We start from the raw sequence: 20,480 nt of genomic DNA, 5'->3' as shown, positions 1-20,480 counted from the left end.
AGCCATGAAACTTGGTGATCTCTCGGTCGGATATCTGTACAGCCTGCAGGCTGCCCTGCGCAGTCTCGGGCATGATCCCGAACCACTGCTGCAACGCTACCGCATCGGCCCAGCGCAGCTGGCTCAGGCTGGTGTGCGGATCAGCATTCCCCGGTTCATGCGCCTGGGGCATGCCGCCATCGCTCTCAGCGGCCGGGCCGATTTCGGCCTGCTGATGGGCTTGCACAGTCAACCCAGCCACCTCGGCCTGCCGGGGGTTACCGCCCAATGCGCACCGACGCTGGGCCAGGCATTCGATATCCTGGTTCGTTTCGAGCGACTGGTCAGCCAGAACTACCGAGGGCATTCAAGCTTCCAGCCGCCGGCCACGCGCTTTTATTCGATCAGTCCCTATAACGCCTTCAACCTGTTCGTGGTGGACTCGGCGCTGGCCTCACGTCTGCAACTGGCGCGGCAACTGACCGCCGGCGCCGCCCGGCTGCGCGAAGTGCATATAGAGTTTCCCGCCCCGGACTACGCCGAGCGGTACGAGGCGCTGTTCGGCTGCCCGGTGCTGTTCGAACAGCATCACAACCAGTTGCTGTGGGAGCCGGCCAGCCTGGAACTGCAGCCGGTGCAACATGCAGCGACGACCCATGAACAGTTACTGACACTATGCGATCAGCAGCTGCGGGAGCTGACGCGGCACCGCCGCTTGCGGGAACGAGTAGAAGAAATAGTATCGCCGCAGCTGCACAGTCGCCTGCCCACCCTGGATGAAGTGGCTGGGCTGCTTGGGCTGCCCGGCTGGACATTACGCCGCCGGCTACGGATCGAGGACAATACGCGGTTTCAGGACATCATCGATGACATCAGACGGGATCTGGCGCTCAGCTATATCCGTGATACGGAAACAGCACTGGGAGAAGTGTCATTCCTGTTGGGGTTTTCATCACCCGCGGCATTCCAGCGGGCGTTCAAGCGTTGGACCGGTGTGGCCCCGGGACAGTATCGCCGGCAAAGCCGGGATGTGGTGATCAGGCAGAGTAATTAAGCCGGGACTGGGTTGAGTAGTACTGGGTCTTGAGCGGGTTTTGTGGGAGCGGGGCTTTCCCGCGAAGGGGATGCCGCTTGGTGAAATGCTTGCAGCTGATAACAAGCCTTCGCGGCCAAGGCCGCTCCCACAGTTTGCGCTCAGGCTGCCTACATTTCCTCGGCGTCTTCCACGTCGTGGTCCCAATCCTGCGCACGTTGTTCCAGCAGTTCTTCTTCATATTCGTTCATCTTGTTATTCCTCCGTTTCCCTGTTGCAGGGGGTGAAATCACATAATCACCTTATGGCCCCTGCATTACAGTCAGATGAACGCTGCCGGAAAAAGTTCAGAGTACGGCGCAACTCACCAGCACCGCGGTTTCCACCAGCTCGACCAGAGCACCGGCGGTATCGCCGGTGGTGCCACCAAGACGTTCACACAGATAATGACGCACCACCAGCAATACCAGCAGCGCCACTGCCAGCGCCAGCAGTCCCGGCCAGCCGAACAGCAGCATCGCCAGGGCGTGTACACCGAGCATCAGCGGCAGGCTCTGGCGCGGCATATGCCGCGCCAGCACGTCACCCAGCCCACCCGCGCGCGCATAGGGCGTGCTGAACAGCAGCAATGGCAATATCCAGCGCCCCAACCAGGGCGCCAGCAACAGCACGCCCCAGTGCCCGTCTTCCAGTAGCGCCACCAGCGCGGTGAGCTTGAGCAACAATACCAGCACCAGGCTGATCACGCCAATGGGGCCACAGGTCGGGTCCTTCATGATGGCCAGGGTGCGCTCGCGATCACCATAGCCGCCGACCCAGGCGTCGGCCGTATCGGCCAGGCCATCCAGGTGCAGCCCGCCGCTGAGCCAGACCCAAAGGGTCAGCAGCAGCGCCGCCTGCAGCCCCGTCGACACACCGTTCAACAGCCCGTGGCCCAGCAGCAGCACCGCCCCGATCAGCAGTCCCACCCATGGATACCAGAGCAGCGAGCGACCGCTTTCCTCAGCCGTGGGCATGCGCGGCAAGCGAACCGGTAGCCGGGTCAGGAACTGCAGCGCAATCAGCAAGGGCATTCGTGCAGTTCCCCGGCTTCTCTGACCTGCAGGCGTAACCGCTGGCCATGTCCGACCTCGACCTGCAACAACCCTTCCCGCGCCAGACCGCGGGCCCTGGCTGCCAGCAGGCGCATCACTCCACCGTGGGTCACCAGCAGCAGATGCTCCCCGGCGCGACGCTGATACAGCTCGCCGATAGCGTTCAATACCCGCTGCTCGAAACTTGCCAGTTGTTCGCCTCCCGGCGGGGTGAACTGATAGGGATCGGTCCAGAAGCGCCCCAGATCGTCGGCATGTTCGACCATCAGCTCACTGGCGTGGCGCCCCTCCCAGTCGCCGAAGTGCAGCTCGCGCAAGTCCTCCAGCAACACCAGCGGCGCGCGGCATTGCTGCGCCAGCTCGAAGGCAAAGTCGGCGCAGCGACGCAGTGGTGAGCTGATGATTGCATCCCAGGGTGCCGGCTGCGCCGTGGCATCCCGCATCTGTTGCCAGCCAACCGGCGTCAGCAAGTCGTCCAGGCTGCCGCGAAAGCCGCCGCCAAGCTCGGTCTCACCATGGCGCAGCAGGTCCAGGGTCAGCATGCCGCAGGCTCCGCAGCCACCGCCGCCTCCGCAAAGGTAGCCATGTCACTGTGCAGGGCGCAGGCCATGCGCAGCAGCGGCACGCTGGCCGCCGCACCGGTGCCTTCGCCCAGCCGCATACCCAGGTCCAGCAGGGGTTCCGCCTGCAGCGCCGCCAGCACAGCGGCGTGCCCCGGCTCTGCACTGCGATGGCCAAACAGCATCCAGTCGCGGCACGCCGGATTGAGACGGGTCGCGCATAGCGCCGCGGTGGAACAGATATAACCGTCCACCAGCATGGGAATGCCCTGCTGGGCGGCGGCCAGGTAAGCGCCGGCAATGGCAGCGATTTCCAGGCCGCCAAGCCGCTCCAGCACATCCAGCGCGGTATGACATTGCGGCCCATGCAGACCCACGGCTTGCTCGATGACCGCCGTCTTGTGCCGGAGCCCTTCGGCATCCAGACCGGTGCCGGGGCCAACCAGCAGCGCGACCGGTTGATCCAGCAGCAGGCTGGCCATGGCGCAGGCCGGGGTGGTGTTGCCGATACCCATTTCCCCGGCGATGAACAGTTGTGCGCCCTGCCCGGCCGCGTCAAGCACCGCCTGGCGCCCGGCAAGCAACGCCTGCCGGCATAGCGCACCGGTCATTGCCGGCTCCCGCAGCAGGTTGGCACTGCCGGGTGCCAGATTCAGATGATGCACGCCGGGCAAGGGATCCAGAGGTACGGCCAACCCCAGGTCCCGCAGATCCAGGGTGGCGCCGAGTTGCCGGGCCATGACATTGATCGCCGCGCCACCGTTGGCGAAATTGCGCAACATCTGGCCGGTCACCGCCTGCGGCACCGTCGATACGCCTTCCACCGCTACGCCATGATCGCCGGCAAACACGCTGATCCACACCCGCTCCAGCTGCGGGCGAGCATTACCCTGCCAACCGGCCAGGCGAATGGCCAACTGCTCCAGGCGGCCGAGGGCGCCCTGCGGTTTGGTCAGTTGTGTCTGGCGCTGCTGCGCCTGCTCCAGCGCCAGGCGGTCGGCCTGCGCCACTGCGTCCTGCCACCACTCTGTCATGTAGTCCTCGTTCAATTTCTAGGCTCCCTTGAGCAGCATCGGCAGCCCAGCCACGCAGAACTGCACCCGGTCACTGCGACTGGCCAGGGCCTGGTGCAGCCAGCCGGCCTCATCCACATAACGGCGGCTCAGCTCGCCCATGGGCACCACGCCAAGGCCGGTTTCGTTGCTGACCAGAATGATACGCCCCGGCAGATCATCAAGTACGTCCAGCAGCGCCTGCCGCTCCCGCTCCAGGCACTGTGCATCTTCGTGCAGCAGCAGGTTGGTCAGCCACAAGGTCAGGCAGTCCACCAGCAGACAACGGTCCGCAGCGGCCTGCTCTCCCAGCACCCTGGCCAGGGCCAGGGGTTCCTCGATCAGTTGCCAGTCGGCTGGCCGTCGTGCGCGATGGTGGGCGATGCGCAGGCGCATCTCATCGTCCAGCGGCTGGCTGGTAGCGATGTAGGTCACCGCCAGGCCGGCGTCCTGGGCCAGTTGCTCAGCCAGTCTACTCTTGCCGGATCTGGCACCACCAAGTATCAATTCAATCAATTAGTTATCCCACACAGCGCAAGTAATTTATCAGTATCAAGGTGCGCATTGATCAGGTCGGCAAGACGGTCGATATCCCGTTCGCGCAGCGCCACATAATCCAGCTCGCGGACGCCGGTCATGCCCGCCCAGCCAAGCAGTGCAGCGCTCGCTTCCGGCGCTTCGAACAAACCATGCAGGTAAGTCCCGGCGATCTGCCCATCGGCACTCAGCACGCCCTCCAGACTACCATCATCCAGCCGGATCAACGGCGCGTCCAAGGCCGGCCCAGTACTGACCCCAGCATGAATCTCATAGCCCCGCACCCGCGCCCCGCTTGCCAGCAGTTGGCCCTCGACCCGGGTCAGGCGTTTTTCATTGGTCAGCCGGGTCGCAAAATCCAGCAAGCCCAGCCCGTCACTGCGCCCAGCCGGCCCTTCCAGCCCGAGCGGATCACTGATCTCCCGACCGAGCATCTGCAAGCCACCACAGATGCCCAGCAGCTTGCCGCCATAGCGCAGATGCCGATGGATTGTCGCATCCCAGCCCTGGGCACGCACGTATGCCAGATCGGCGCGTACGCTTTTCGAGCCAGGCAGGATAATCAGATCCGCCGGCGGCAATGGCTGGCCCGGCGCAGCGAAACGCAGATCGACTTGCGGATGCAGGCGCAGCGGATCGAAATCGGTGTGGTTGCTGATGCGTGGCAGCACCGGTATCACTACCCGCAATTGCTCCGCTGCGCTATCCACCTGGCGCGAATCCAGGCCATCCTCCGCCTCCAGATGCAGGTCATGCAAATAGGGCAGCACACCCAGCACCGGTACGCCGGTGCGCTGCTCCAGCCAGTCCAGTCCCGGCTGCAGCAAGGCCAGGTCCCCACGAAAGCGGTTGATGACGAACCCCTTGACCCGCGCCCGCTCGCTGGCAGACAGCAGTTCCAGAGTGCCCACCAGATGGGCAAATACGCCGCCGCGGTCAATATCGGCGATCAGCAGCACCGGGCAATCCACCGCCTCGGCAAAACCCATGTTGGCGATATCGCCCTGGCGCAGGTTGATTTCCGCCGGCGAGCCGGCGCCCTCTACCATCACCACCTGAAAGTCGCGACTCAAACGCGTGTGGGAGGTCATTACCGCCTGCATAGCGGTCGGCTTGTAGGCGTGGTAGGCGACGGCATTCATATTGCCTACGGGGTGACCATGGATGATTACCTGCGAACCGGTATCGGTGTTGGGTTTAAGCAGCACCGGGTTCATGTCGGTATGTGGCTCGAGACCAGCGGCTGCTGCCTGCACCGCCTGGGCGCGACCGATCTCACCACCGTCAACGGTCACCGCTGCATTCAGGGCCATGTTCTGCGGCTTGAAGGGGGCGACCCGTACGCCCCGGCGCCGCAACCAGCGGCACAATGCGGTGACCAGCGTGCTTTTGCCGGCATCGGAGGTGGTGCCCTGAATCATCAAGGTGCTCATGCTCTGCTGCTCCCCATTCGCATCACTTCATTGAATGCCTGCTCCAGCCGCTGCCATTGCGCTGCATTGGCGGGCAGGCCGATGCGCAGCCCGGCAGGCTGCCGATACCAGCGCAGCAGTATGCCGCGCTCGGCCATCTGTCGGTACACCCCGGCCACATCGGCATCGGTCACCCACTGGAACAACTCGCAGCCCCCCGTCGGGGGCAATCCGCAGCGGGTCAACAGTTCCTGCAAGCGCACCGCGTCATCCTGCAAGCGCAGCCGCCAGGCCTGCTGCAGTGAATGATCCGCCAGGACCGAACGTCCCACAGCCCGCGCGGGCCCGCTTACAGCCCAAGGCCCTAACAACGCCCCTAGCGCGGACAACAGTGACGGCTCAGCCAGCACAAAGCCAAGGCGGATTCCCGCCAGGCCAAAGAACTTTCCCACCGAACGCAACACGATCAACCCCGCCCTGTCGGCACAATCCGCCAGGCTGCAGGTGGGTTGCGCATCGGCAAAGGCTTCGTCAACCACCAACCAGCCTCCCCTTGCTGCCAGCCGGGCGTGCCAGTCGAGCAGCGTGGACCGGTCCAGCACGCGGCCGGTAGGGTTGTCCGGGTTGACCAGCACCACCACATTGAATGTCGGCGCGGCCGGGTAATCTTCCAGCAGCACAGACAACTGCTGCGCAGTCAGCGACTGCACCTGATGACCCTGGCTCTGCCAGGCATGCTGGTGCTCGGCATAACAGGGACCGATGATCGCTACCCGACAGGGTGCCCGCAGCCGGGGCAAGGCCTGGATCGCGGCCTGGGAGCCGGCTACCGGCAGTACCGCCGATGCACCGTAGCAATCACTGGCGGCAGCTTCCAAGCCATCATCCGGCTCGGGCAGGCGCATCCAGGCGCTGGCCGGAATGGCGGGCAGCGGCCACGGCCAGGGAGCCAGCCCGGTTGACAGGTCCAGCCACTGCTGCGGCGGAATGCCGAACCGGGTGGCGGCTTCCAGCAAACGGCCGCCGTGCTCAAGCATGCCACACCGCCCCGAAGGCCAAGGCCACCACCAGCCACAACCAGACGCCCCCTCGCACCAGGCGCAGTGCCCGGTCAATATCGTCTGCGACTGCTGGCCAACCGGCGCCCAACAGCGGACGCTCATGCAGCTCGCCGTGATAGATCGCCGCCCCGCCCAACCGCACGTTCAGTGCGCCCGCCCCAGCCGCCATGACCGGACCGGCGTTTGGGCTATCCCACTGCGGCGCCTGCCGACGCCAGCAGGACCAGGCCTGGCGCGTGTTGCCCAAGAGCGCATAGGTCAAGGCCACCAGCCGGGCCGGCAGCCAGTTGAGCAGGTCATCGAGCCGCGCCGCGGCCCAGCCAAATCGCTGGAAGCGGTCATTGCGGTACCCCCACATGGCATCCAGGGTATTGGCCAGGCGATACAGCACCACGCCCGGTGCGCCCAGTACCGCGAACCAGAACAGCGCGGCGAATACCGCATCGCTGCCATTCTCCAGTACCGATTCGGTGGTGGCAGCAGCGACAGCAGTGGCATCCAGCTCGGCCGTCTGCCGGCTGACCATATAGCTCACCCGATGGCGCGCCTGCGGCAGATCGCCTACCCGCAATGCCTGGGCCACGGGCTGGGCATGCTCGCCGAGACTGCGCAGACCGATGGCCAGATACAGCAGCAGCACCGAGAACAGCCAGCCAATCTGCGGCAGGCTGGCCAACGCCCAGGCCAACAGCGTCAGCGGCGCTACCATCAGCAGCCAGGCGAGCAGCCCGCGCCATTGACGCCGCTCGCCACGGTTCATCTCCCGCTCGAGCGCATCAGCTATTCGCCCGAAGGCCATCAGCGGATGCGCTCGTCGCGGCTCACCCAGCAACCGATCCAGCAGCACCGCCAGCGCCATCAACAGTCCTGTCACCATCGCGGCCTATGGCACTGCTGCTCACCCATCCTGGTGCCCCCAGCCATCGGTGAACAGCAATTGCGCCAGCGGCTGTTCCTCGCCCCAACCCTGCTCAACCAGCATCGGGCGCGGATAGAACTCGGCCACCGGACCAAGACAGAGAATGGCCACAGGGCGTGCCCCTTGCGGCAGTTGCAGCAACTCGCCCAGCGCCTGTGGGTCGAATAATGATACCCAGCCCATGCCCAGCCCCTCGGCGCGGGCTGCCAGCCAGAGGTTCTGGATGGCGCAGGCAACCGATGCCAGATCCATTTCCGGCAGCGTACGGCGGCCAAACACATGCCGCTCGCGCCCGTCCGGCAGCGCCGCCACCAACAGCTCGGCGCAATCGAGGATACCTTCGACCTTGAGCTGCATGAACTCGTCGCCACGCTCACCCAGCGCCTCGGCGGTGAGCAGCCGTTCCTGCTCCACCAGTTGCGCGATGTCCCGGCGCAGCGCCGGCCGGGTAATCCGGATGAACCGCCAGGGCTGCATCAGCCCGACGCTCGGCGCCTGATGGGCGGCCTGCAGCAAGCGACCGAGCAGTTCCGGGGCCACCTCACCACCGGTGAAATGGCGCATGTCCCGGCGCTCGCGGATGGCGCGGTACACTCCGGCCCGCTCCTCATCGGAAAAATCATGCCCGCTCATGGACGAAACAGCTCTGCGGCGGCCACCGGATTGCCCGGCAGGTAGAAATGGATATAGGAGGCCGTCAGCCGGCCGATGCGCCATACCCGTTCGGCGGTGCGCCGGTAGTTCGGGCACTCACCCTGGGTCAGCGGTTCCAGCTCGCACTCCAGCACAGAGCGATGGTAGGTATGACCACGCAGGGTACCTTCGGGTAAAACAACCTCCTGCAATGCCAGGGCAGCGAGCCGACCTTGCATCTGCGCCGTGGCGGGTAGCAACCCCAGCAACTCGCCACGCGCACCTTCGGCATCCGCCAGTGAATTGCATAGATAGAGCATGCCGCCGCACTCGGCGTGAATCGGTTTGCCCGCCTCATGGTGAGCGCGGATGGCGGCCAGCATCGACTGGTTGCCCGACAAGGCCTCCAGATGCAGTTCCGGATAGCCTCCCGGCAGATACAGGCTGTCCACCTCCGGCAGTTGGCTGTCAGTCAATGGCGAGAAGAACGTCAGCTCTGCACCCAGACTGCGCAACAGATCCAGGTTGGCCTGATAGATGAAAGCAAAAGCCGTATCCCGGGCCACGCCGATCCGCACCCCGGCCAGCAGCGGCGCGACCGGCGGCTGCAATGCAGCAGCGAAGCTCACGGGTTCTGGCAGGCGAGTGTCGGCGCTCTGCTCCAGCGCATCGGCGGCTGCGTCCAGTCGCGCATCGAGATCCGCCAGCTCTTGCGCCTGCACCAGCCCCAGATGTCGGCTCGGCAACTCCACGGCGGCATCCCTGGGCAACGCGCCGAACCAGCCCATCCCCTCGCCCAGACTGTCACGCAGGATCTCACCATGCCGGGCGCTGCCAATGCGGTTGGCCAGCACCCCGGCAAATGGCAGGTCCGGCTGGAATGTCGCCAACCCATGGGCCAGCGCGCCGAAGGTCTGGGCCATAGCCGCCCCGTCGATCACCGCCATGATCGGCACGCCGAAGCGGCGCGACAGATCCGCCGCCGAGGGCGTGCCATCGAACAACCCCATGACGCCCTCGATCAGGATCAGGTCTGATTCCTGCGCCGCCTGCCATAACAGCCGGCGGCTCTCCTCTTCCCCGACCATCCACAGGTCCAGTTGATACACCGGTTGGCCGCTCGCCCGCTGCAGGATCATCGGGTCGAGAAAGTCCGGCCCACACTTGAACACCCTGACCCGCTTACCATTACGGCTGTGCAGCCGCGCCAGCGCGGCGGTGACCGTCGTCTTGCCCTGCCCCGAGGCAGGCGCGGCGATCAGCAATGCCGGACATTGTGCACTCATCAGAATTCCACTCCCTTCTGTGCCTTGATACCCGCCTTGAAGGCGTGCTTGACCACACCCATCTCGGTCACGGTATCGCCTGCCTCGATCAGTCCAGGCGGTGCACCACGCCCCGTCACCACCACATGCTGGTGGCTCGGGCGGGCGGCGATATCGGCCAGCACCTGATCCAGCTGCACATAGCCGTATTTGAGCGCGATATTCAGTTCATCGAGAACCACCAACGACACACTCTCATCGCGCATCAGTTCCACCGCTACCGCCCAGGCCGCCTGCGCCTTGACGATATCGTCCTGGCGATCCTGGGTTTCCCAGGTGAAACCGGCACCCATCACGTGATAACGCACCTGCTCCGGGAAACGACGGAAGAAATGCTCCTCCCCGGTACTGGCAGCACCCTTGATGAACTGGACGATGCCTATCTGCATGTCATGACCCAGGGCGCGCGCCGCCATGCCGAAGGCAGAGCTGCTCTTGCCCTTGCCGTTGCCGGTCAGCACCAGCAGCAGCCCGCGCTCCTCGCGGGCCAGGGCAATCTTCTCATCGACCACCGCCTTCTTGCGCTGCATGCGCTGGCGGTGGCGCTCATCCCGTTCGTTGGATTCGCTCATGCCTTGCGGCCCTCGGCGAGCCGCTGGCGGGCCAGCAGCTGCCAGCCAATATAGAGCACCGCAGCGATGGCCACATAGAAGGCCAGCGAGCCGAGGTACTTGGGATAGTAGTTCGCCAGACGCTCGACGGTGCCGAGCAGAGTCGGGTCGGGATAACGCCCCGAGAACCAGTAGAAGCCGCCACTGGAGAAGGTCTGGCAGACCAGCGCACTGGCAGCCATGACTCCGGCCAGCACCAGCAGACTGATCGGCTGCTCACGATGCCAGCCAGCGTACAGCCGACCGCCCAGCCACAGCGAGCCATAGGCAGGCAGCAGCATCCAGTAGGCCAGCGTCATGCAGTGATGCCCTGCGCTGTTCCAGCCGACGGTCATCACATCCATGAACACCGCCTGCAGAAACAGCAACGGAAAGGCCCAGCGCGGACGCAACAGCACACCGGCCAGGAAGAACGCCGCCCAGGATGCGCCGGGCAGATTGACCGTGCTGAAATGGCTGCCCCGGGTGATGGCCATCAACAGCACCAGAACGATACCGACGGCCAACTGACCGCGCTTGGATAGTGCCAACATATGTCATTCTCCTGTGGATGTGGTCTTACTGTTACAAGGGTTGATAACGCACCGTCAGATAGCCTGCGCGCCCCGGCTGCTGATAGCTCGCAGCGGTCTCGTAGTCGGTATCGAACAGATTGCTGATGCGCGCCTGCAGCCGCCAGGCATGGCTGAACCAGTACTCGGCGCGCAGATCGACGGTGTTGTAGCCGTGCAGCTCGTTGCTGTTGGCGGCGTTATCCCAGCGTCGGCCTTCGGCATGCAGACCGGCGCCGACGCCAATGCGGCCGAAACGGCGGTCGATATCCAGGTTGAACATCTGCTCGGCCCGGCGGGCCAGCAGATCGCCCTGCCCCGGGCGAGAGCTGCGGTTGGCGGGGTCCTGCAGGGTCAGGTTGCTGCTCCAGTCCCAGCCCAGCCAGTGGCTGGCAATCTCGAACTCCACTCCCTTGATCACCGCCTTGTCTATGTTCTCCGACAGATAGATGCCACCACCGAGATTCACGCTGGAAATCAGATCTTCCACTTCATTACGGAACAGGTTGACCACCCAGTTACCCCAATCGTGCTCGCCCCGCAATCCGGTTTCGATATTGCGCGAGGTTTCTTCCTTGATATCCGGGTTACCGAAGCCGGGGTAGTACAGCTGGTTGAAAGTGGGGGCCTTGAATGCGGTGCCGTAACTGGCCACCCATTGCAGGTTGTCGGTCAGGCTCAGGCCGTAGGCGATGCTGCCGGTGTTGTAGCGACCGAACTGTTCATTATCGTCATGACGCAGGCTCAGCTGCCATTCATGCACACCACGCTGTCCCAGGTACTGGGCGTAGTAGCCCTTGTTGGTGCGGCGGTTCTCGCTGTAGTTCGTACTGCTGCTGACTTCATCGGTCAGGTGGTCGAAACCCAGGGTCAGCAGGTGGCCAGGCGCAAGATCGATATCGTTCTGCCAACCCAGGCTGTCGCGCCGGGTATCGAAACGGCTGTTGAAAGTGCTGCCATTGAAGGTGTCATTCTTGTCTTCGCTGCGCGCCGCCTGCAGTGTCACCCGCCAGGGTTCGAGCGGTGAGAAGCGGGCATTGAGCCCGTGGGTTTTCAGCTTCGAGTCGTTGTTGGCCTTGTAGCCCGAGTCGAAGTCGCTATGGGAGTGGGATTCCAGCGCATGGCCTTCCAGCTCCAGGCCATTGTCGAAACGATAGCCGGCGCGCAGGTTGCCGGAGAGCTCGCGGTAACCATCGTTATCCGGATCACCACGGCCAGGCCGGGCATCGATGCCACGAGTGGACAGACTGGTCACCGCTGCGCTGTACCAGCCTTGCCCGATGCCGCCGGAGACACCGGCACTGCCCCCATGGTGGTTCCGGCTGCCGGCAGTGAGCGACATCCAAGGTTTGGGATCACCACCGGTACCGCGCTTGGTAAAGACCTGGATCACGCCGCCGATGGCTTCGGAGCCATACAGGCTGGAACGCGGCCCACGCACGATTTCGATACGTTCGATCTGCTCGATGGGCAGATTGTGCAACGCGGCACTCCCACTGGTAACCGAGCCAATACGCACCCCATCGATCAGCACCAGCACGTGGTCACTGCTGCTGCCACGAATGCCAAAGGTGCTGGACTTGCCCGCGCCGCCATTGTTGACGATGCTCAGCGCCGGAGTACGGCGCAGCAGATCCAGCATATCGGTCGGCTGCAGGCGCTGGATGGCGCGCTGGTCCAGTCGCGTTACCGCGCCCAGATTGGCACCCAGGGACTGCCCGGTGCGGGTGGCGGTAACGACCTGGTTGTCCAGGGAAAGGGATTCGGCATGGGAAAAAGCGGCCGTGGCCATTAGGGCCATCGCCAGGGAGGTGCGTGCAAACTTCATCTGTGCTCCGTCGCCGTACTCACCCGTACGGCATGGCTGGTTATGCAGTCGGCGAACGGAGTTGGGGAGACGGTTTCAGACCCAGCATGAAAACGCTACACCCGCAGAGCCCGCCGCACTGCTGTGATATGCGACAGGCCGGTCTCCGGGCTCATGAGCGGATGAATATCCGATGATTCGACCTTCCCGTGCAGGCACAGTGGTCGTGCTGAATCATCTGTCAGATAGTACCTTGAGGTAATCCGACTCTCATTTACCGTTGCGGGGGCAGCGCCGGGATAGTCTGGAACAGACGCACCGGCTTCCCTGTTTAACCTGCCGGGCAATACCGGGCAGGAACCTGAAGCGGGTGGAAGACTAAGAGGTTTTCACAGGTAAGTAAAGGCGCCCCCGCCAGCGCCCGAATTCACGCGCCAGCGGGAGAGTCAACCGATGGGGCCGTGGAGATTCCACTCATTCGGTAGAAGGCAAAGCGTAGGCATTTTAGACGCTCAAAAAAAGTCGGGAGCCGGGTTGACCTTGCCATCGTGTCAGGGTTGAAAATTCGAGCATGTCACGCACAAGGAGCGCCATCATGAGTTCTCTTCAATTCAATGTTCAGCAAATGACCTGCAACAATTGTGTTAAACATGTCACCGAAGCGCTGATGGCTGTCGCCGGCGTGACTGACGTCCAGGTCAGCCTCGAGGATAGCAAGGTCACGGTTGCCGGAAGTGCCGACAGTGCAGCGCTGATCAGCGCATTGGACGCAGCCGGCTACCCTGCTGCGGCGGCTGGCGCGCATGCTGGCCACACCACCTGCTGCGGCGGCTGCAGCTGATCAACGATAAATACCAACGAGGAATATGGAATGCGCACCAGACTACGTCTCATAGCTCTTACTGCCCTGCTGATCGGCGGCTTTGCCCAGGCCGCCGACAGTCTGACCATTGACGTGCACCGTGACGCCAACTGCGGTTGCTGCAAGGACTGGATCAAACACATGGAAAGCAATGGCTTCAGCGTCAACGACCATGTCGAAGCCAACATGGCGACGGTGAAACAGGAACTGGGCGTACCACCGCAACTCGGCTCCTGCCATACCGCCGTGATCAATGGTCAGTTCATCGAAGGCCATGTGCCCGCTGCCCAGGTACTGGCGCTGAAGGAACGGCCCGATCTGCTGGGCATCGCCGTGCCCGGCATGCCGATGGGTTCGCCCGGCATGGAATACGGCGACCGCCAGGATCCTTATCAGGTGGTCGGACTGACCAAGGAAGGCGAACTCGAAGTCGTCGCCGAATACCCCGGCAACTGAGTCAGCCCCTGGCGGCTCCGGCCGCCAGAAACGAAAAAAGCCTTTGACCATCACTGATCAAAGGCTTTGTATATGGCGCAGCGGACGGGACTCGAACCCGCGACCCCCGGCGTGACAGGCCGGTATTCTAACCAACTGAACTACCGCTGCGCATCTGTCCGACACCGACACTCATGTGCCTGTCATCGAAGCAGGCGCGCATTCTAATATTTCGTCAGATTAAGTCAAGCCTCGCCTTCAACCATATCGCTTTTATTTGCCATACGCTCATCCATTAACCATCCTGAGAGCAGACCTTCCAACAAAGGAGCTCGACATGTCTGGCATCGGCTGGCTTTTCATTATCATCATTCTTGCTACTGTCATCGGCGGGCTGTATATGTTGCGCAAGACCGCCAACAAGATGCCGATCGGCGATGAGCAGATGAAGCGCATCAAAGCCCGGCAAGCTGAACTCGAAGCGCAAGAGAGGCGGGAGAAGCAACAGGACTGATGCTAGAATGCGTCACTCTCATTTTTAGCCGCGTAACAGGTAGTTCCACAGTATGGTCAATTCACTGCAAGCCCAGTTGCTCAAGGCCGGACTGGTCGACGAAAAGAAACTCAAGCAGGCCCAACGCGCCAAGAAGAAGGCCGCCAAGAACACTCCGGAAAAGGTACATGACACCGCAGCCGCGGTGGAGAAGGCACGTGCCGACAAGGCCGAGCGCGATCGCCAGCTGAACCTGCAACGCCAGGAGGAGACCGCCCGTCGCGAGCGCGAAGCCCAGGCCAAGCAATTGATCGAGCAGGCCAAACTGGACCGCAGCGGCGGGGAAACCGCGTACCAGTTCGTGGCCAAGAACAAGATCAAGAAGATCTACGTCACCGAGGAGCAGTTCGGCAAGCTCAGCCGCGGCAAGCTGGGTATCGTACGGCTCTCCGGGCATTTCGAAATCATCCCGCTGGACGTCGCGGAGAAAGTCGCCGAACGTGCGCCCCACTGGCCAGTAATCATTGCCAAGGTGGAAGCCGAACAGGCTGCAGAAGATGATCCCTATGCCGATTTCAAAGTACCTGACGATCTCATGTGGTAAGCCCTCCCAACCAGACCGGACAGAAATGGCATGACCCAGGCTGCGCCCGCACGCTCTTCCGACACTGATCGCAGCCCTTGGTCGGTATTTCTGATATTTCTGCGTCTGGGCCTGACCTCCTTCGGCGGCCCCGTGGCCCATCTGGGTTACTTTCGCGAGGAGTTCGTTGTACGCCGTCGCTGGCTTGCCGAACGCAGCTACGCCGACCTGGTCGCTCTCTGCCAGTTCCTACCCGGCCCGGCCAGCAGCCAGGTGGGCCTGGCGCTGGGCTTGTCCCGCGCCGGTTACCGCGGTGCGCTGGCGGCGTGGGCCGGCTTCACCCTGCCCTCGGCTCTGGTACTGATACTGTTTGCCAGTTCGCTGGCCTACCAGAACAGCCTGAATGCCGGCATGCTGGAGGGGCTGAAAGTCGTGGCCGTAGCGGTCGTCGCTCAAGCCGTCTGGGGCATGGCCCGCACTCTGTGCCCCGACCGCTTGCGCATCACGCTGATGGCCAGCAGCGCCATTGCGGCGCTCCTGCTGCCCTTCATCTGGAGCCAGCCGCTGATTCTATTGATTGCCGGTTTGCTCGGTCTCTTGCTCGTCAGCCCCGACACAGATGAACAGCAGGATGAATTGCCAGTCCATATCACGCGTCGAACCGGCTCGATGGCCTTGGCGCTGTTTTTCCTTCTCCTGCTTGGCTTGCCCCTGCTGGTCACACTGATCCCCAGCCAGATGCTGGCATTGGTGGACAGCTTCTATCGAGCAGGCTCACTGGTGTTCGGTGGTGGGCATGTAGTGTTGCCACTGCTGGAGGCGGAAACGGTGCAACCCGGCTGGGTGGATATCGATACCTTTCTGGCGGGCTATGGCGCAACCCAGGCCGTGCCCGGTCCGCTGTTTACCTTCTCCGCCTTCCTCGGCACGGCGATGGATTTCGGCCCGCCCGGCTGGGTCACTGGGCTGATCTGCCTGCTGGCGATCTTCCTGCCATCGTTTCTGCTGGTGATCGGTGCGCTGCCGTTCTGGGCGCAGCTGCGTCACAGCCCCCGCACCCGGGCGGCGCTGGCGGGTATCAATGCTGCGGTGGTGGGCCTGCTGCTGGCGGCGCTGTATCAGCCGGTGTGGACCAGCGCCATTACTACGCCGCAGAGCTTCGCCCTGGCGCTGGCTGCGCTCGTTGCATTGGTATTCTGGAAACTGCCGCCGTGGCTGGTAGTTCTCGCCACGGCGGTGCTGGGCTGGCTGTCAGCTTGAGATGGCCTGACGGCTCACTCACCGCCTTCCTGCTCGTCGTCTTCTTCTTCCGCTTCTGACGGCTGGTCGATCTGGCTGTCATCCACCAGATTGGCGTCTTCCTTCATCTGCTGCTGCCGGTCGCGCTCGTCTTCGCTGGCCGCATCCGGGCAGTCCAGTGGCAGCATGAAGGTATCGGATACGTCGATCAGACCGATGTGTTCGATGGTACGTCGACCAAGCAGAACCGGGTAGGTCATATCGCTGCGATCGCGCAAGGAGAACTGCTCCTCGTAGACCCGGTTACCAATGCACATGCGCATCTTCACCACCGGCCGATAGTCCTCGCCACCGGCGCCGCGCACGGTCATCTGTCTATATACCGGACGCTCGAAATGCAGGGTGACCTTGTTTCCAGTATCAGCATCCACCACCGGTACGTCGTAACGCACCCACCGCTTGCCCTTGCGGGTGAAGCGTTCCATGTTCACCGCATGCATGGACGAAGTCAGCGCGCCGGAATCCACTTTGACCTTGACGACGGCTTCCTCGGGCAGGATCAGCCCCTTCTCGACCCAGCCGACCACTACTTTGCCGGCGATATCTTCGGTCAGAACGGCCTCTTCCGGCGGGTCGATGGCTTCTTTGGCATCCGCAATCACACCATTGGATACCACGGCTGTGCTCAATAGGGCTGCGAGGGACAAGCTCTTGATAGATAACTGCATAAAATATCCTTTGGGAAACAAACAGATAGACCGGGGCGTAGGCGAAAAGTGCCATCCCTGCCGAACAGCGGCGGCAATTTAGCACGCCGTAGCAACCACCGGAAGCTCCACAATGGCGCGGAGTTGCAGCTGGATCGCCGTACAGAGAGATTCAGCTGACGAATAGTGGCCTATCGACACTGGCCAGCAAGTGAAAAGTACTTCAGTATCCGCCAATCCGACCGATAAAGCAGAAGGTAGTCTGGCTCAGCCAGGCCGCAGTTACCAGAAAACAGATGCCGGAGAGGGAAGAATGGACCTGTTGCGCAGAATAAGAATTAACCAACGGATGTGGCTCATCCTGATTGTCTCGCTCGCCAGCTTGCTGGTGCTTACTTTCATTTCACTCGACCATCTGCGCAAGGAAATCCATTCCGCTCAGATCACCAAAGCCACCCACCTGGTGGAAACCGCACATGGGCTGCTGGCCCATTACCACGCCCGGGAACTCAGTGGCGAACTCACCGGCGAGCAGGCGCGGCAGCAGGCACTCGAAACCCTGCGCGGCTTGCGCTACGACGGCAACGAGTATTTCTGGGTCAATGGCATGGACTATGTCATGCGCATGCACCCCTTCGCACCGGAAACCGAAGGTGTCGACCTCAGCACCCTGGGTCGCGACGGCTCCGTCAGCGTCATCCAGGAGATGGTCAAGCTGGCACGCAACCAGGGTACCGGCTACTACGAATATGACTGGGTCAAACCGGGCGGCACCGTTGGCGAGGGTACGCCGGTCCGCCGCCTGGCCGCGTTCACCCATTTCAAGCCTTGGGATTACATGATCGGCACCGGCATCCTGCTGACCGAAATGGAGAGCCGGTTCCGTACCCAGGTCATCTGGGCGCTGTCGGTGGTAGCGGTGATCCTACTGATCATGATTGCCAGCCTGTATGTCATCGGCCGCAGCATCACCCGGCCGCTGGATCATGTGGTGCGAGCCATGAGTGAGATCGCCGATGGCGACGGTGACCTGACACGCACGCTGGACGCCAGAGGGCAGGATGAGCTGGCCCTGCTGGCCCGGCACTTCAATACCTTCACCGGCAATCTGCGCAAGCTGATTCAGCAACTGGGCGACGGCGCCAACCAGATGATCAGTGCCAGCCAGCAACTGGACCAGATCAGCCATGCCAGTCTCGCTGGCATGACCCGCCAGTCCGAACGCATGGAACTCATGGCCACAGCGGTCAATGAGATTACCTACGGCGTACAGGACGTGGCGCAGAATGCCAACGCCGCCGCGCAGGAAGTGGAGAACGCCAACGAGGGCGCTGATTTCGGCCGGGGGCAGGTGGAGAAGACCATCGCGCAGATTCAGCACCTGTCTACCAGCGTGAATACCGCAGTGGACCACATGGCTACGCTGTCTGCCGATGCCCGGGAGATTGCCACGGTACTGGATGTGATCCGCGCCATTGCTGAGCAGACCAACCTGCTGGCGCTCAACGCCGCCATCGAGGCCGCCCGCGCCGGCGAAATGGGCCGCGGTTTCGCTGTGGTGGCGGATGAGGTGCGCAACCTGGCCCAGCGCACCCAGAAGTCCACCGAGGAAATCCACGGCATGATCACCCGCCTGCAGACCAATACCGAATCGGTGGTCAGCGTGATCAACGAAAGCAGCCGCTATTCCGAGCTCAGCGTCGAGCAGGTCAATGCCGCAGGACAGGCGCTGGAACAGATCGCCACCTCGATGCAGCATCTGGTCAGCCTGAATGCGTCCATTGCCAGCGCAACCACCCAGCAGTCCACCGTGGTGGAAGATGTGAACCGCAACGTGACCGAGGCGGCGGAGCTGGCTCGGGAAACCACCGACGGCGCCCAGCAGACGGCCCAGGCCAGCCAGCATCTGGCGCGCATCGGTCAGCAGATCAGCGGGTTGATCGGGCGCTTCAGAATCTGAGGCAGCGGTGCCTAGTCGCAACGGCGTCCATGGACGCCGGTTTGCGGTGCACCGGCCAGGTATTGACCCGAAACAATTTCATCTGGAACTTTTGACAGCACCAGAACCATGCGGCAGAGTACGCGCCCTCCCTTGCAATTGATCTTTCGAACAGGACGTAACCATGAACGCAGTGGTCGTTGCGGTAGCAGTAATGCTCATCCTGAGCCTGTGCCGTGTACACGTAGTCGTGGCGCTGATTATCGGCGCCGTTACCGGTGGCCTGCTGGGCGGCTTGAGTCTGGATGCCACTCTGCAGGCATTTCAGAATGGCCTAGGTAAAGGTGCCAACGTAGCCCTGAGCTATGCCTTGCTCGGCGCCTTCGCCGTGGCGATCGCCAAATCCGGCACCGCACACGCTTTGGCGGACCGCGCCCTGCTCATGATCAACGGCCAGCGCGAAGGTGGTACCGGGAAACTGCGCATCATTCTCCTGTTCATGCTGCTGGTGGTAGCCCTGGCCTCGCAGAATATCCTGCCGATCCATATCGCCTTCATTCCGCTGCTGGTCCCGCCGCTGCTGTTCGTCATGAACAAGCTGAAACTGGATCGCCGCCTGGTCGCCTGCGTGCTCACCTTCGGCCTGATCACTCCCTATATGTTCCTGCCGGTGGGTTTTGGTGGAATCTTTCTGAACGACATCCTGCTGGCCAATGTCCGGGATGGCGGTCTGGACGTGGCCGGTATCAGTGTCATGCAGGCCATGGCCCTGCCCGCGCTGGGCATGCTGTGCGGTCTGGCCGTAGCTTTCTTCAGCTATCGCAAGCGCCGGGATTACGCCCCCGCAGCGATAGGTACCGGGGAAACACCGGAGAAGGTCAACTATACGCCCAAGACCCTGCTGGTGGCGCTGGTGGCAGTGATTGCCGCCTTCTCCATACAACTGTGGCTGGATTCGATGATCATGGGCGCGCTGGCCGGTTTCGTGGTGTTCTCCGCCTCCGGAGTGGTGCGCTGGCGCGAAGCTGATGACCTGTTCACCGAAGGCATGAAAATGATGGCCATGATCGGCTTCATCATGATTGCCGCCAACGGCTTTGCCTCGGTCATGCAGGCTACCGGCGATATCGAGGCCATGGTCACCAGTTCCGCCGCTGCCATCGGCGACAACAAACCGCTGGCGGCCCTGCTGATGCTGCTGGTCGGGTTGCTGATCACCCTGGGTATTGGCTCGTCGTTCTCCACCATCCCGATCATCGCCGCCATCTACGTGCCGCTGGCGCTGCAACTGGGCTTCAGCCCGCTGGCCATCGTCTCGCTGGTCGGCACCGCTGCCGCCCTTGGAGATGCCGGCTCGCCCGCCTCCGACTCCACACTCGGACCCACCGCCGGCCTGAACATGGACGGCCAGCACAATCACATCTGGGATACCGTGGTGCCGACCTTCCTGCATTACAACCTGCCGCTGATCGCCTTCGGCTGGGCCGCAGCGATGGTGCTCTGACCCGGCAAGATTGTCTGCCAGCCATTCGCGGCCAAGGCCGCTCCCACCAAAAGCCGCTGCTTGCCACGCCGCTGCAGCGCGCAAACCTTGACCGTGGGGGCGGCGACTTGCAGGGCCGATGATGGCCCTGCCGGCCGGCATGGC

Annotated in this window: 21 protein-coding genes, 1 tRNA gene and 1 riboswitch; of the genes, 8 read left to right on the top strand and 14 right to left on the bottom strand. The window is 62.9% G+C overall.

Annotation, left to right across the window (positions count from 1 at the left end; genetic code table 11):
• The first annotated feature begins 4 nt into the window (after positions 1-4).
• Positions 5-1,033 (top strand): AraC family transcriptional regulator, encoded by a 1,029-nt coding sequence (locus QAO71_RS06970; protein WP_074779953.1) that lies wholly within the window; start codon positions 5-7, stop codon positions 1,031-1,033.
• Between the two features lie 326 nt (positions 1,034-1,359).
• On the opposite strand, the gene QAO71_RS06965 is transcribed toward QAO71_RS06970, so the two are convergent.
• Genes QAO71_RS06965 through btuB form a run of 12 tightly spaced genes read right to left on the bottom strand, consistent with a single transcriptional unit; the run spans position 1,360 to position 12,595 of the window.
• A complete protein-coding gene (locus tag QAO71_RS06965; RefSeq protein WP_036992412.1) occupies positions 1,360-2,085 on the bottom strand; it encodes an adenosylcobinamide-GDP ribazoletransferase in 726 nt (241 codons plus the stop codon).
• Positions 2,073-2,648 (bottom strand): alpha-ribazole phosphatase family protein, encoded by a 576-nt coding sequence (gene cobC, locus QAO71_RS06960; protein ID WP_036992415.1) that lies wholly within the window; start codon positions 2,646-2,648, stop codon positions 2,073-2,075. Before cobC ends, QAO71_RS06965 begins: the two co-directional genes overlap by 13 nt.
• Positions 2,642-3,700 carry a nicotinate-nucleotide--dimethylbenzimidazole phosphoribosyltransferase gene (gene cobT / locus QAO71_RS06955; protein ID WP_280165554.1) on the bottom strand — a complete coding sequence of 353 codons (1,059 nt, stop codon included), beginning with the start codon at positions 3,698-3,700 and terminating at the stop codon, positions 2,642-2,644. The genes cobC and cobT overlap by 7 nt, the downstream gene beginning before the upstream one ends.
• An 18-nt stretch (positions 3,701-3,718) precedes the next feature.
• On the bottom strand, positions 3,719-4,234 hold the full coding sequence (cobU, locus tag QAO71_RS06950) for a bifunctional adenosylcobinamide kinase/adenosylcobinamide-phosphate guanylyltransferase (protein ID WP_280165553.1): 516 nt from the start codon (positions 4,232-4,234) through the stop codon (positions 3,719-3,721).
• Positions 4,231-5,688: a cobyric acid synthase gene (locus tag QAO71_RS06945; protein ID WP_280165552.1), complete on the bottom strand. Its 1,458-nt coding sequence runs from the start codon at positions 5,686-5,688 to the stop codon at positions 4,231-4,233. The genes cobU and QAO71_RS06945 overlap by 4 nt, the downstream gene beginning before the upstream one ends.
• Positions 5,685-6,704 (bottom strand): threonine-phosphate decarboxylase CobD, encoded by a 1,020-nt coding sequence (cobD, locus tag QAO71_RS06940; RefSeq protein WP_280165551.1) that lies wholly within the window; start codon positions 6,702-6,704, stop codon positions 5,685-5,687. The genes QAO71_RS06945 and cobD overlap by 4 nt, the downstream gene beginning before the upstream one ends.
• Entirely contained in the window at positions 6,697-7,605 is a 909-nt protein-coding gene (gene cbiB / locus QAO71_RS06935; RefSeq protein ID WP_280165550.1) for an adenosylcobinamide-phosphate synthase CbiB, read from the bottom strand. Before cbiB ends, cobD begins: the two co-directional genes overlap by 8 nt.
• A gap of 21 nt (positions 7,606-7,626) precedes the next feature.
• On the bottom strand, positions 7,627-8,280 hold the full coding sequence (gene bluB / locus QAO71_RS06930; protein WP_280165549.1) for a 5,6-dimethylbenzimidazole synthase: 654 nt from the start codon (positions 8,278-8,280) through the stop codon (positions 7,627-7,629).
• Positions 8,277-9,569: a cobyrinate a,c-diamide synthase gene (locus tag QAO71_RS06925; RefSeq protein WP_280165663.1), complete on the bottom strand. Its 1,293-nt coding sequence runs from the start codon at positions 9,567-9,569 to the stop codon at positions 8,277-8,279. Before QAO71_RS06925 ends, bluB begins: the two co-directional genes overlap by 4 nt.
• On the bottom strand, positions 9,566-10,177 hold the full coding sequence (gene cobO, locus QAO71_RS06920) for a cob(I)yrinic acid a,c-diamide adenosyltransferase (RefSeq protein ID WP_280165548.1): 612 nt from the start codon (positions 10,175-10,177) through the stop codon (positions 9,566-9,568). Before cobO ends, QAO71_RS06925 begins: the two co-directional genes overlap by 4 nt.
• Positions 10,174-10,749 (bottom strand): hypothetical protein, encoded by a 576-nt coding sequence (locus QAO71_RS06915; protein ID WP_036992428.1) that lies wholly within the window; start codon positions 10,747-10,749, stop codon positions 10,174-10,176. The genes cobO and QAO71_RS06915 overlap by 4 nt, the downstream gene beginning before the upstream one ends.
• A gap of 31 nt (positions 10,750-10,780) precedes the next feature.
• Positions 10,781-12,595 carry a TonB-dependent vitamin B12 receptor gene (btuB, locus tag QAO71_RS06910; protein ID WP_280165547.1) on the bottom strand — a complete coding sequence of 605 codons (1,815 nt, stop codon included), beginning with the start codon at positions 12,593-12,595 and terminating at the stop codon, positions 10,781-10,783.
• 118 nt (positions 12,596-12,713) lie between these two features.
• A riboswitch (cobalamin riboswitch) is annotated at positions 12,714-12,954 on the bottom strand.
• 215 nt (positions 12,955-13,169) lie between these two features.
• On the opposite strand from btuB, the gene QAO71_RS06905 reads away from it, so the two are divergent.
• Together QAO71_RS06905 and QAO71_RS06900 are read left to right on the top strand one after the other, a co-directional pair.
• Positions 13,170-13,415, top strand: a complete 246-nt coding sequence (locus tag QAO71_RS06905) for a heavy metal-associated domain-containing protein (protein ID WP_074779970.1) — start codon at positions 13,170-13,172, stop codon at positions 13,413-13,415.
• 30 nt (positions 13,416-13,445) lie between these two features.
• The gene (locus tag QAO71_RS06900; RefSeq protein ID WP_036992431.1) at positions 13,446-13,892 is read left to right on the top strand and encodes a DUF411 domain-containing protein; all 447 of its coding nucleotides are present in this window, start codon (positions 13,446-13,448) and stop codon (positions 13,890-13,892) included.
• A 73-nt stretch (positions 13,893-13,965) separates the two neighbouring features.
• On the opposite strand, the gene QAO71_RS06895 is transcribed toward QAO71_RS06900, so the two are convergent.
• A tRNA-Asp gene (locus QAO71_RS06895) sits at positions 13,966-14,042 on the bottom strand.
• A 166-nt stretch (positions 14,043-14,208) separates the two neighbouring features.
• On the opposite strand from QAO71_RS06895, the gene QAO71_RS06890 reads away from it, so the two are divergent.
• From QAO71_RS06890 to chrA, 3 genes are read left to right on the top strand one after another with little or no spacing between them, the layout of a single operon-like run.
• Entirely contained in the window at positions 14,209-14,385 is a 177-nt protein-coding gene (locus tag QAO71_RS06890; RefSeq protein WP_074779972.1) for a DUF2897 family protein, read from the top strand.
• A 52-nt stretch (positions 14,386-14,437) separates the two neighbouring features.
• A complete protein-coding gene (locus tag QAO71_RS06885; RefSeq protein WP_036992435.1) occupies positions 14,438-14,968 on the top strand; it encodes a DUF2058 domain-containing protein in 531 nt (176 codons plus the stop codon).
• A gap of 30 nt (positions 14,969-14,998) precedes the next feature.
• A complete protein-coding gene (gene chrA / locus QAO71_RS06880) occupies positions 14,999-16,207 on the top strand; it encodes a chromate efflux transporter (protein WP_074779974.1) in 1,209 nt (402 codons plus the stop codon).
• 14 nt (positions 16,208-16,221) lie between these two features.
• Here the strand turns inward: chrA and QAO71_RS06875 are convergent, their stop codons facing one another.
• Positions 16,222-16,914: a RimK/LysX family protein gene (locus tag QAO71_RS06875; RefSeq protein WP_074779976.1), complete on the bottom strand. Its 693-nt coding sequence runs from the start codon at positions 16,912-16,914 to the stop codon at positions 16,222-16,224.
• Between the two features lie 328 nt (positions 16,915-17,242).
• Between QAO71_RS06875 and QAO71_RS06870 the strand changes: the two genes are divergently transcribed.
• Together QAO71_RS06870 and QAO71_RS06865 are read left to right on the top strand one after the other, a co-directional pair.
• The gene (locus tag QAO71_RS06870) at positions 17,243-18,853 is read left to right on the top strand and encodes a methyl-accepting chemotaxis protein (protein WP_051611300.1); all 1,611 of its coding nucleotides are present in this window, start codon (positions 17,243-17,245) and stop codon (positions 18,851-18,853) included.
• 163 nt (positions 18,854-19,016) lie between these two features.
• Positions 19,017-20,336, top strand: coding sequence for a Na+/H+ antiporter NhaC family protein (locus QAO71_RS06865; RefSeq protein WP_074779978.1), 1,320 nt, complete (start codon positions 19,017-19,019; stop codon positions 20,334-20,336).
• Positions 20,337-20,480 lie beyond the last annotated feature (144 nt).

It is taken from the genome of Halopseudomonas sp. SMJS2 (genome assembly GCF_029866945.1).
Taxonomy (GTDB): domain Bacteria; phylum Pseudomonadota; class Gammaproteobacteria; order Pseudomonadales; family Pseudomonadaceae; genus Halopseudomonas; species Halopseudomonas bauzanensis.
This window is presented reverse-complemented; position numbering and strand designations above follow the sequence as displayed.

Coding starts and splice junctions, on each gene's coding strand:
- QAO71_RS06915 (WP_036992428.1), bottom strand. CDS start 10,749: ATGTTGGCACTATCCAAGCGCGGTCAGTTGGCCGTCGGTATCGTTCTG.
- QAO71_RS06890 (WP_074779972.1), top strand. CDS start 14,209: ATGTCTGGCATCGGCTGGCTTTTCATTATCATCATTCTTGCTACTGTC.
- QAO71_RS06865 (WP_074779978.1), top strand. CDS start 19,017: ATGAACGCAGTGGTCGTTGCGGTAGCAGTAATGCTCATCCTGAGCCTG.
- QAO71_RS06885 (WP_036992435.1), top strand. CDS start 14,438: ATGGTCAATTCACTGCAAGCCCAGTTGCTCAAGGCCGGACTGGTCGAC.
- cobC (WP_036992415.1), bottom strand. CDS start 2,648: ATGCTGACCCTGGACCTGCTGCGCCATGGTGAGACCGAGCTTGGCGGC.
- QAO71_RS06970 (WP_074779953.1), top strand. CDS start 5: ATGAAACTTGGTGATCTCTCGGTCGGATATCTGTACAGCCTGCAGGCT.
- cobO (WP_280165548.1), bottom strand. CDS start 10,177: ATGAGCGAATCCAACGAACGGGATGAGCGCCACCGCCAGCGCATGCAG.
- cbiB (WP_280165550.1), bottom strand. CDS start 7,605: ATGGTGACAGGACTGTTGATGGCGCTGGCGGTGCTGCTGGATCGGTTG.
- QAO71_RS06945 (WP_280165552.1), bottom strand. CDS start 5,688: ATGAGCACCTTGATGATTCAGGGCACCACCTCCGATGCCGGCAAAAGC.
- QAO71_RS06875 (WP_074779976.1), bottom strand. CDS start 16,914: ATGCAGTTATCTATCAAGAGCTTGTCCCTCGCAGCCCTATTGAGCACA.
- QAO71_RS06870 (WP_051611300.1), top strand. CDS start 17,243: ATGTGGCTCATCCTGATTGTCTCGCTCGCCAGCTTGCTGGTGCTTACT.
- cobD (WP_280165551.1), bottom strand. CDS start 6,704: ATGCTTGAGCACGGCGGCCGTTTGCTGGAAGCCGCCACCCGGTTCGGC.
- chrA (WP_074779974.1), top strand. CDS start 14,999: ATGACCCAGGCTGCGCCCGCACGCTCTTCCGACACTGATCGCAGCCCT.
- btuB (WP_280165547.1), bottom strand. CDS start 12,595: ATGAAGTTTGCACGCACCTCCCTGGCGATGGCCCTAATGGCCACGGCC.
- bluB (WP_280165549.1), bottom strand. CDS start 8,280: ATGAGCGGGCATGATTTTTCCGATGAGGAGCGGGCCGGAGTGTACCGC.
- cobT (WP_280165554.1), bottom strand. CDS start 3,700: ATGACAGAGTGGTGGCAGGACGCAGTGGCGCAGGCCGACCGCCTGGCG.
- QAO71_RS06905 (WP_074779970.1), top strand. CDS start 13,170: ATGAGTTCTCTTCAATTCAATGTTCAGCAAATGACCTGCAACAATTGT.
- QAO71_RS06900 (WP_036992431.1), top strand. CDS start 13,446: ATGCGCACCAGACTACGTCTCATAGCTCTTACTGCCCTGCTGATCGGC.
- QAO71_RS06965 (WP_036992412.1), bottom strand. CDS start 2,085: ATGCCCTTGCTGATTGCGCTGCAGTTCCTGACCCGGCTACCGGTTCGC.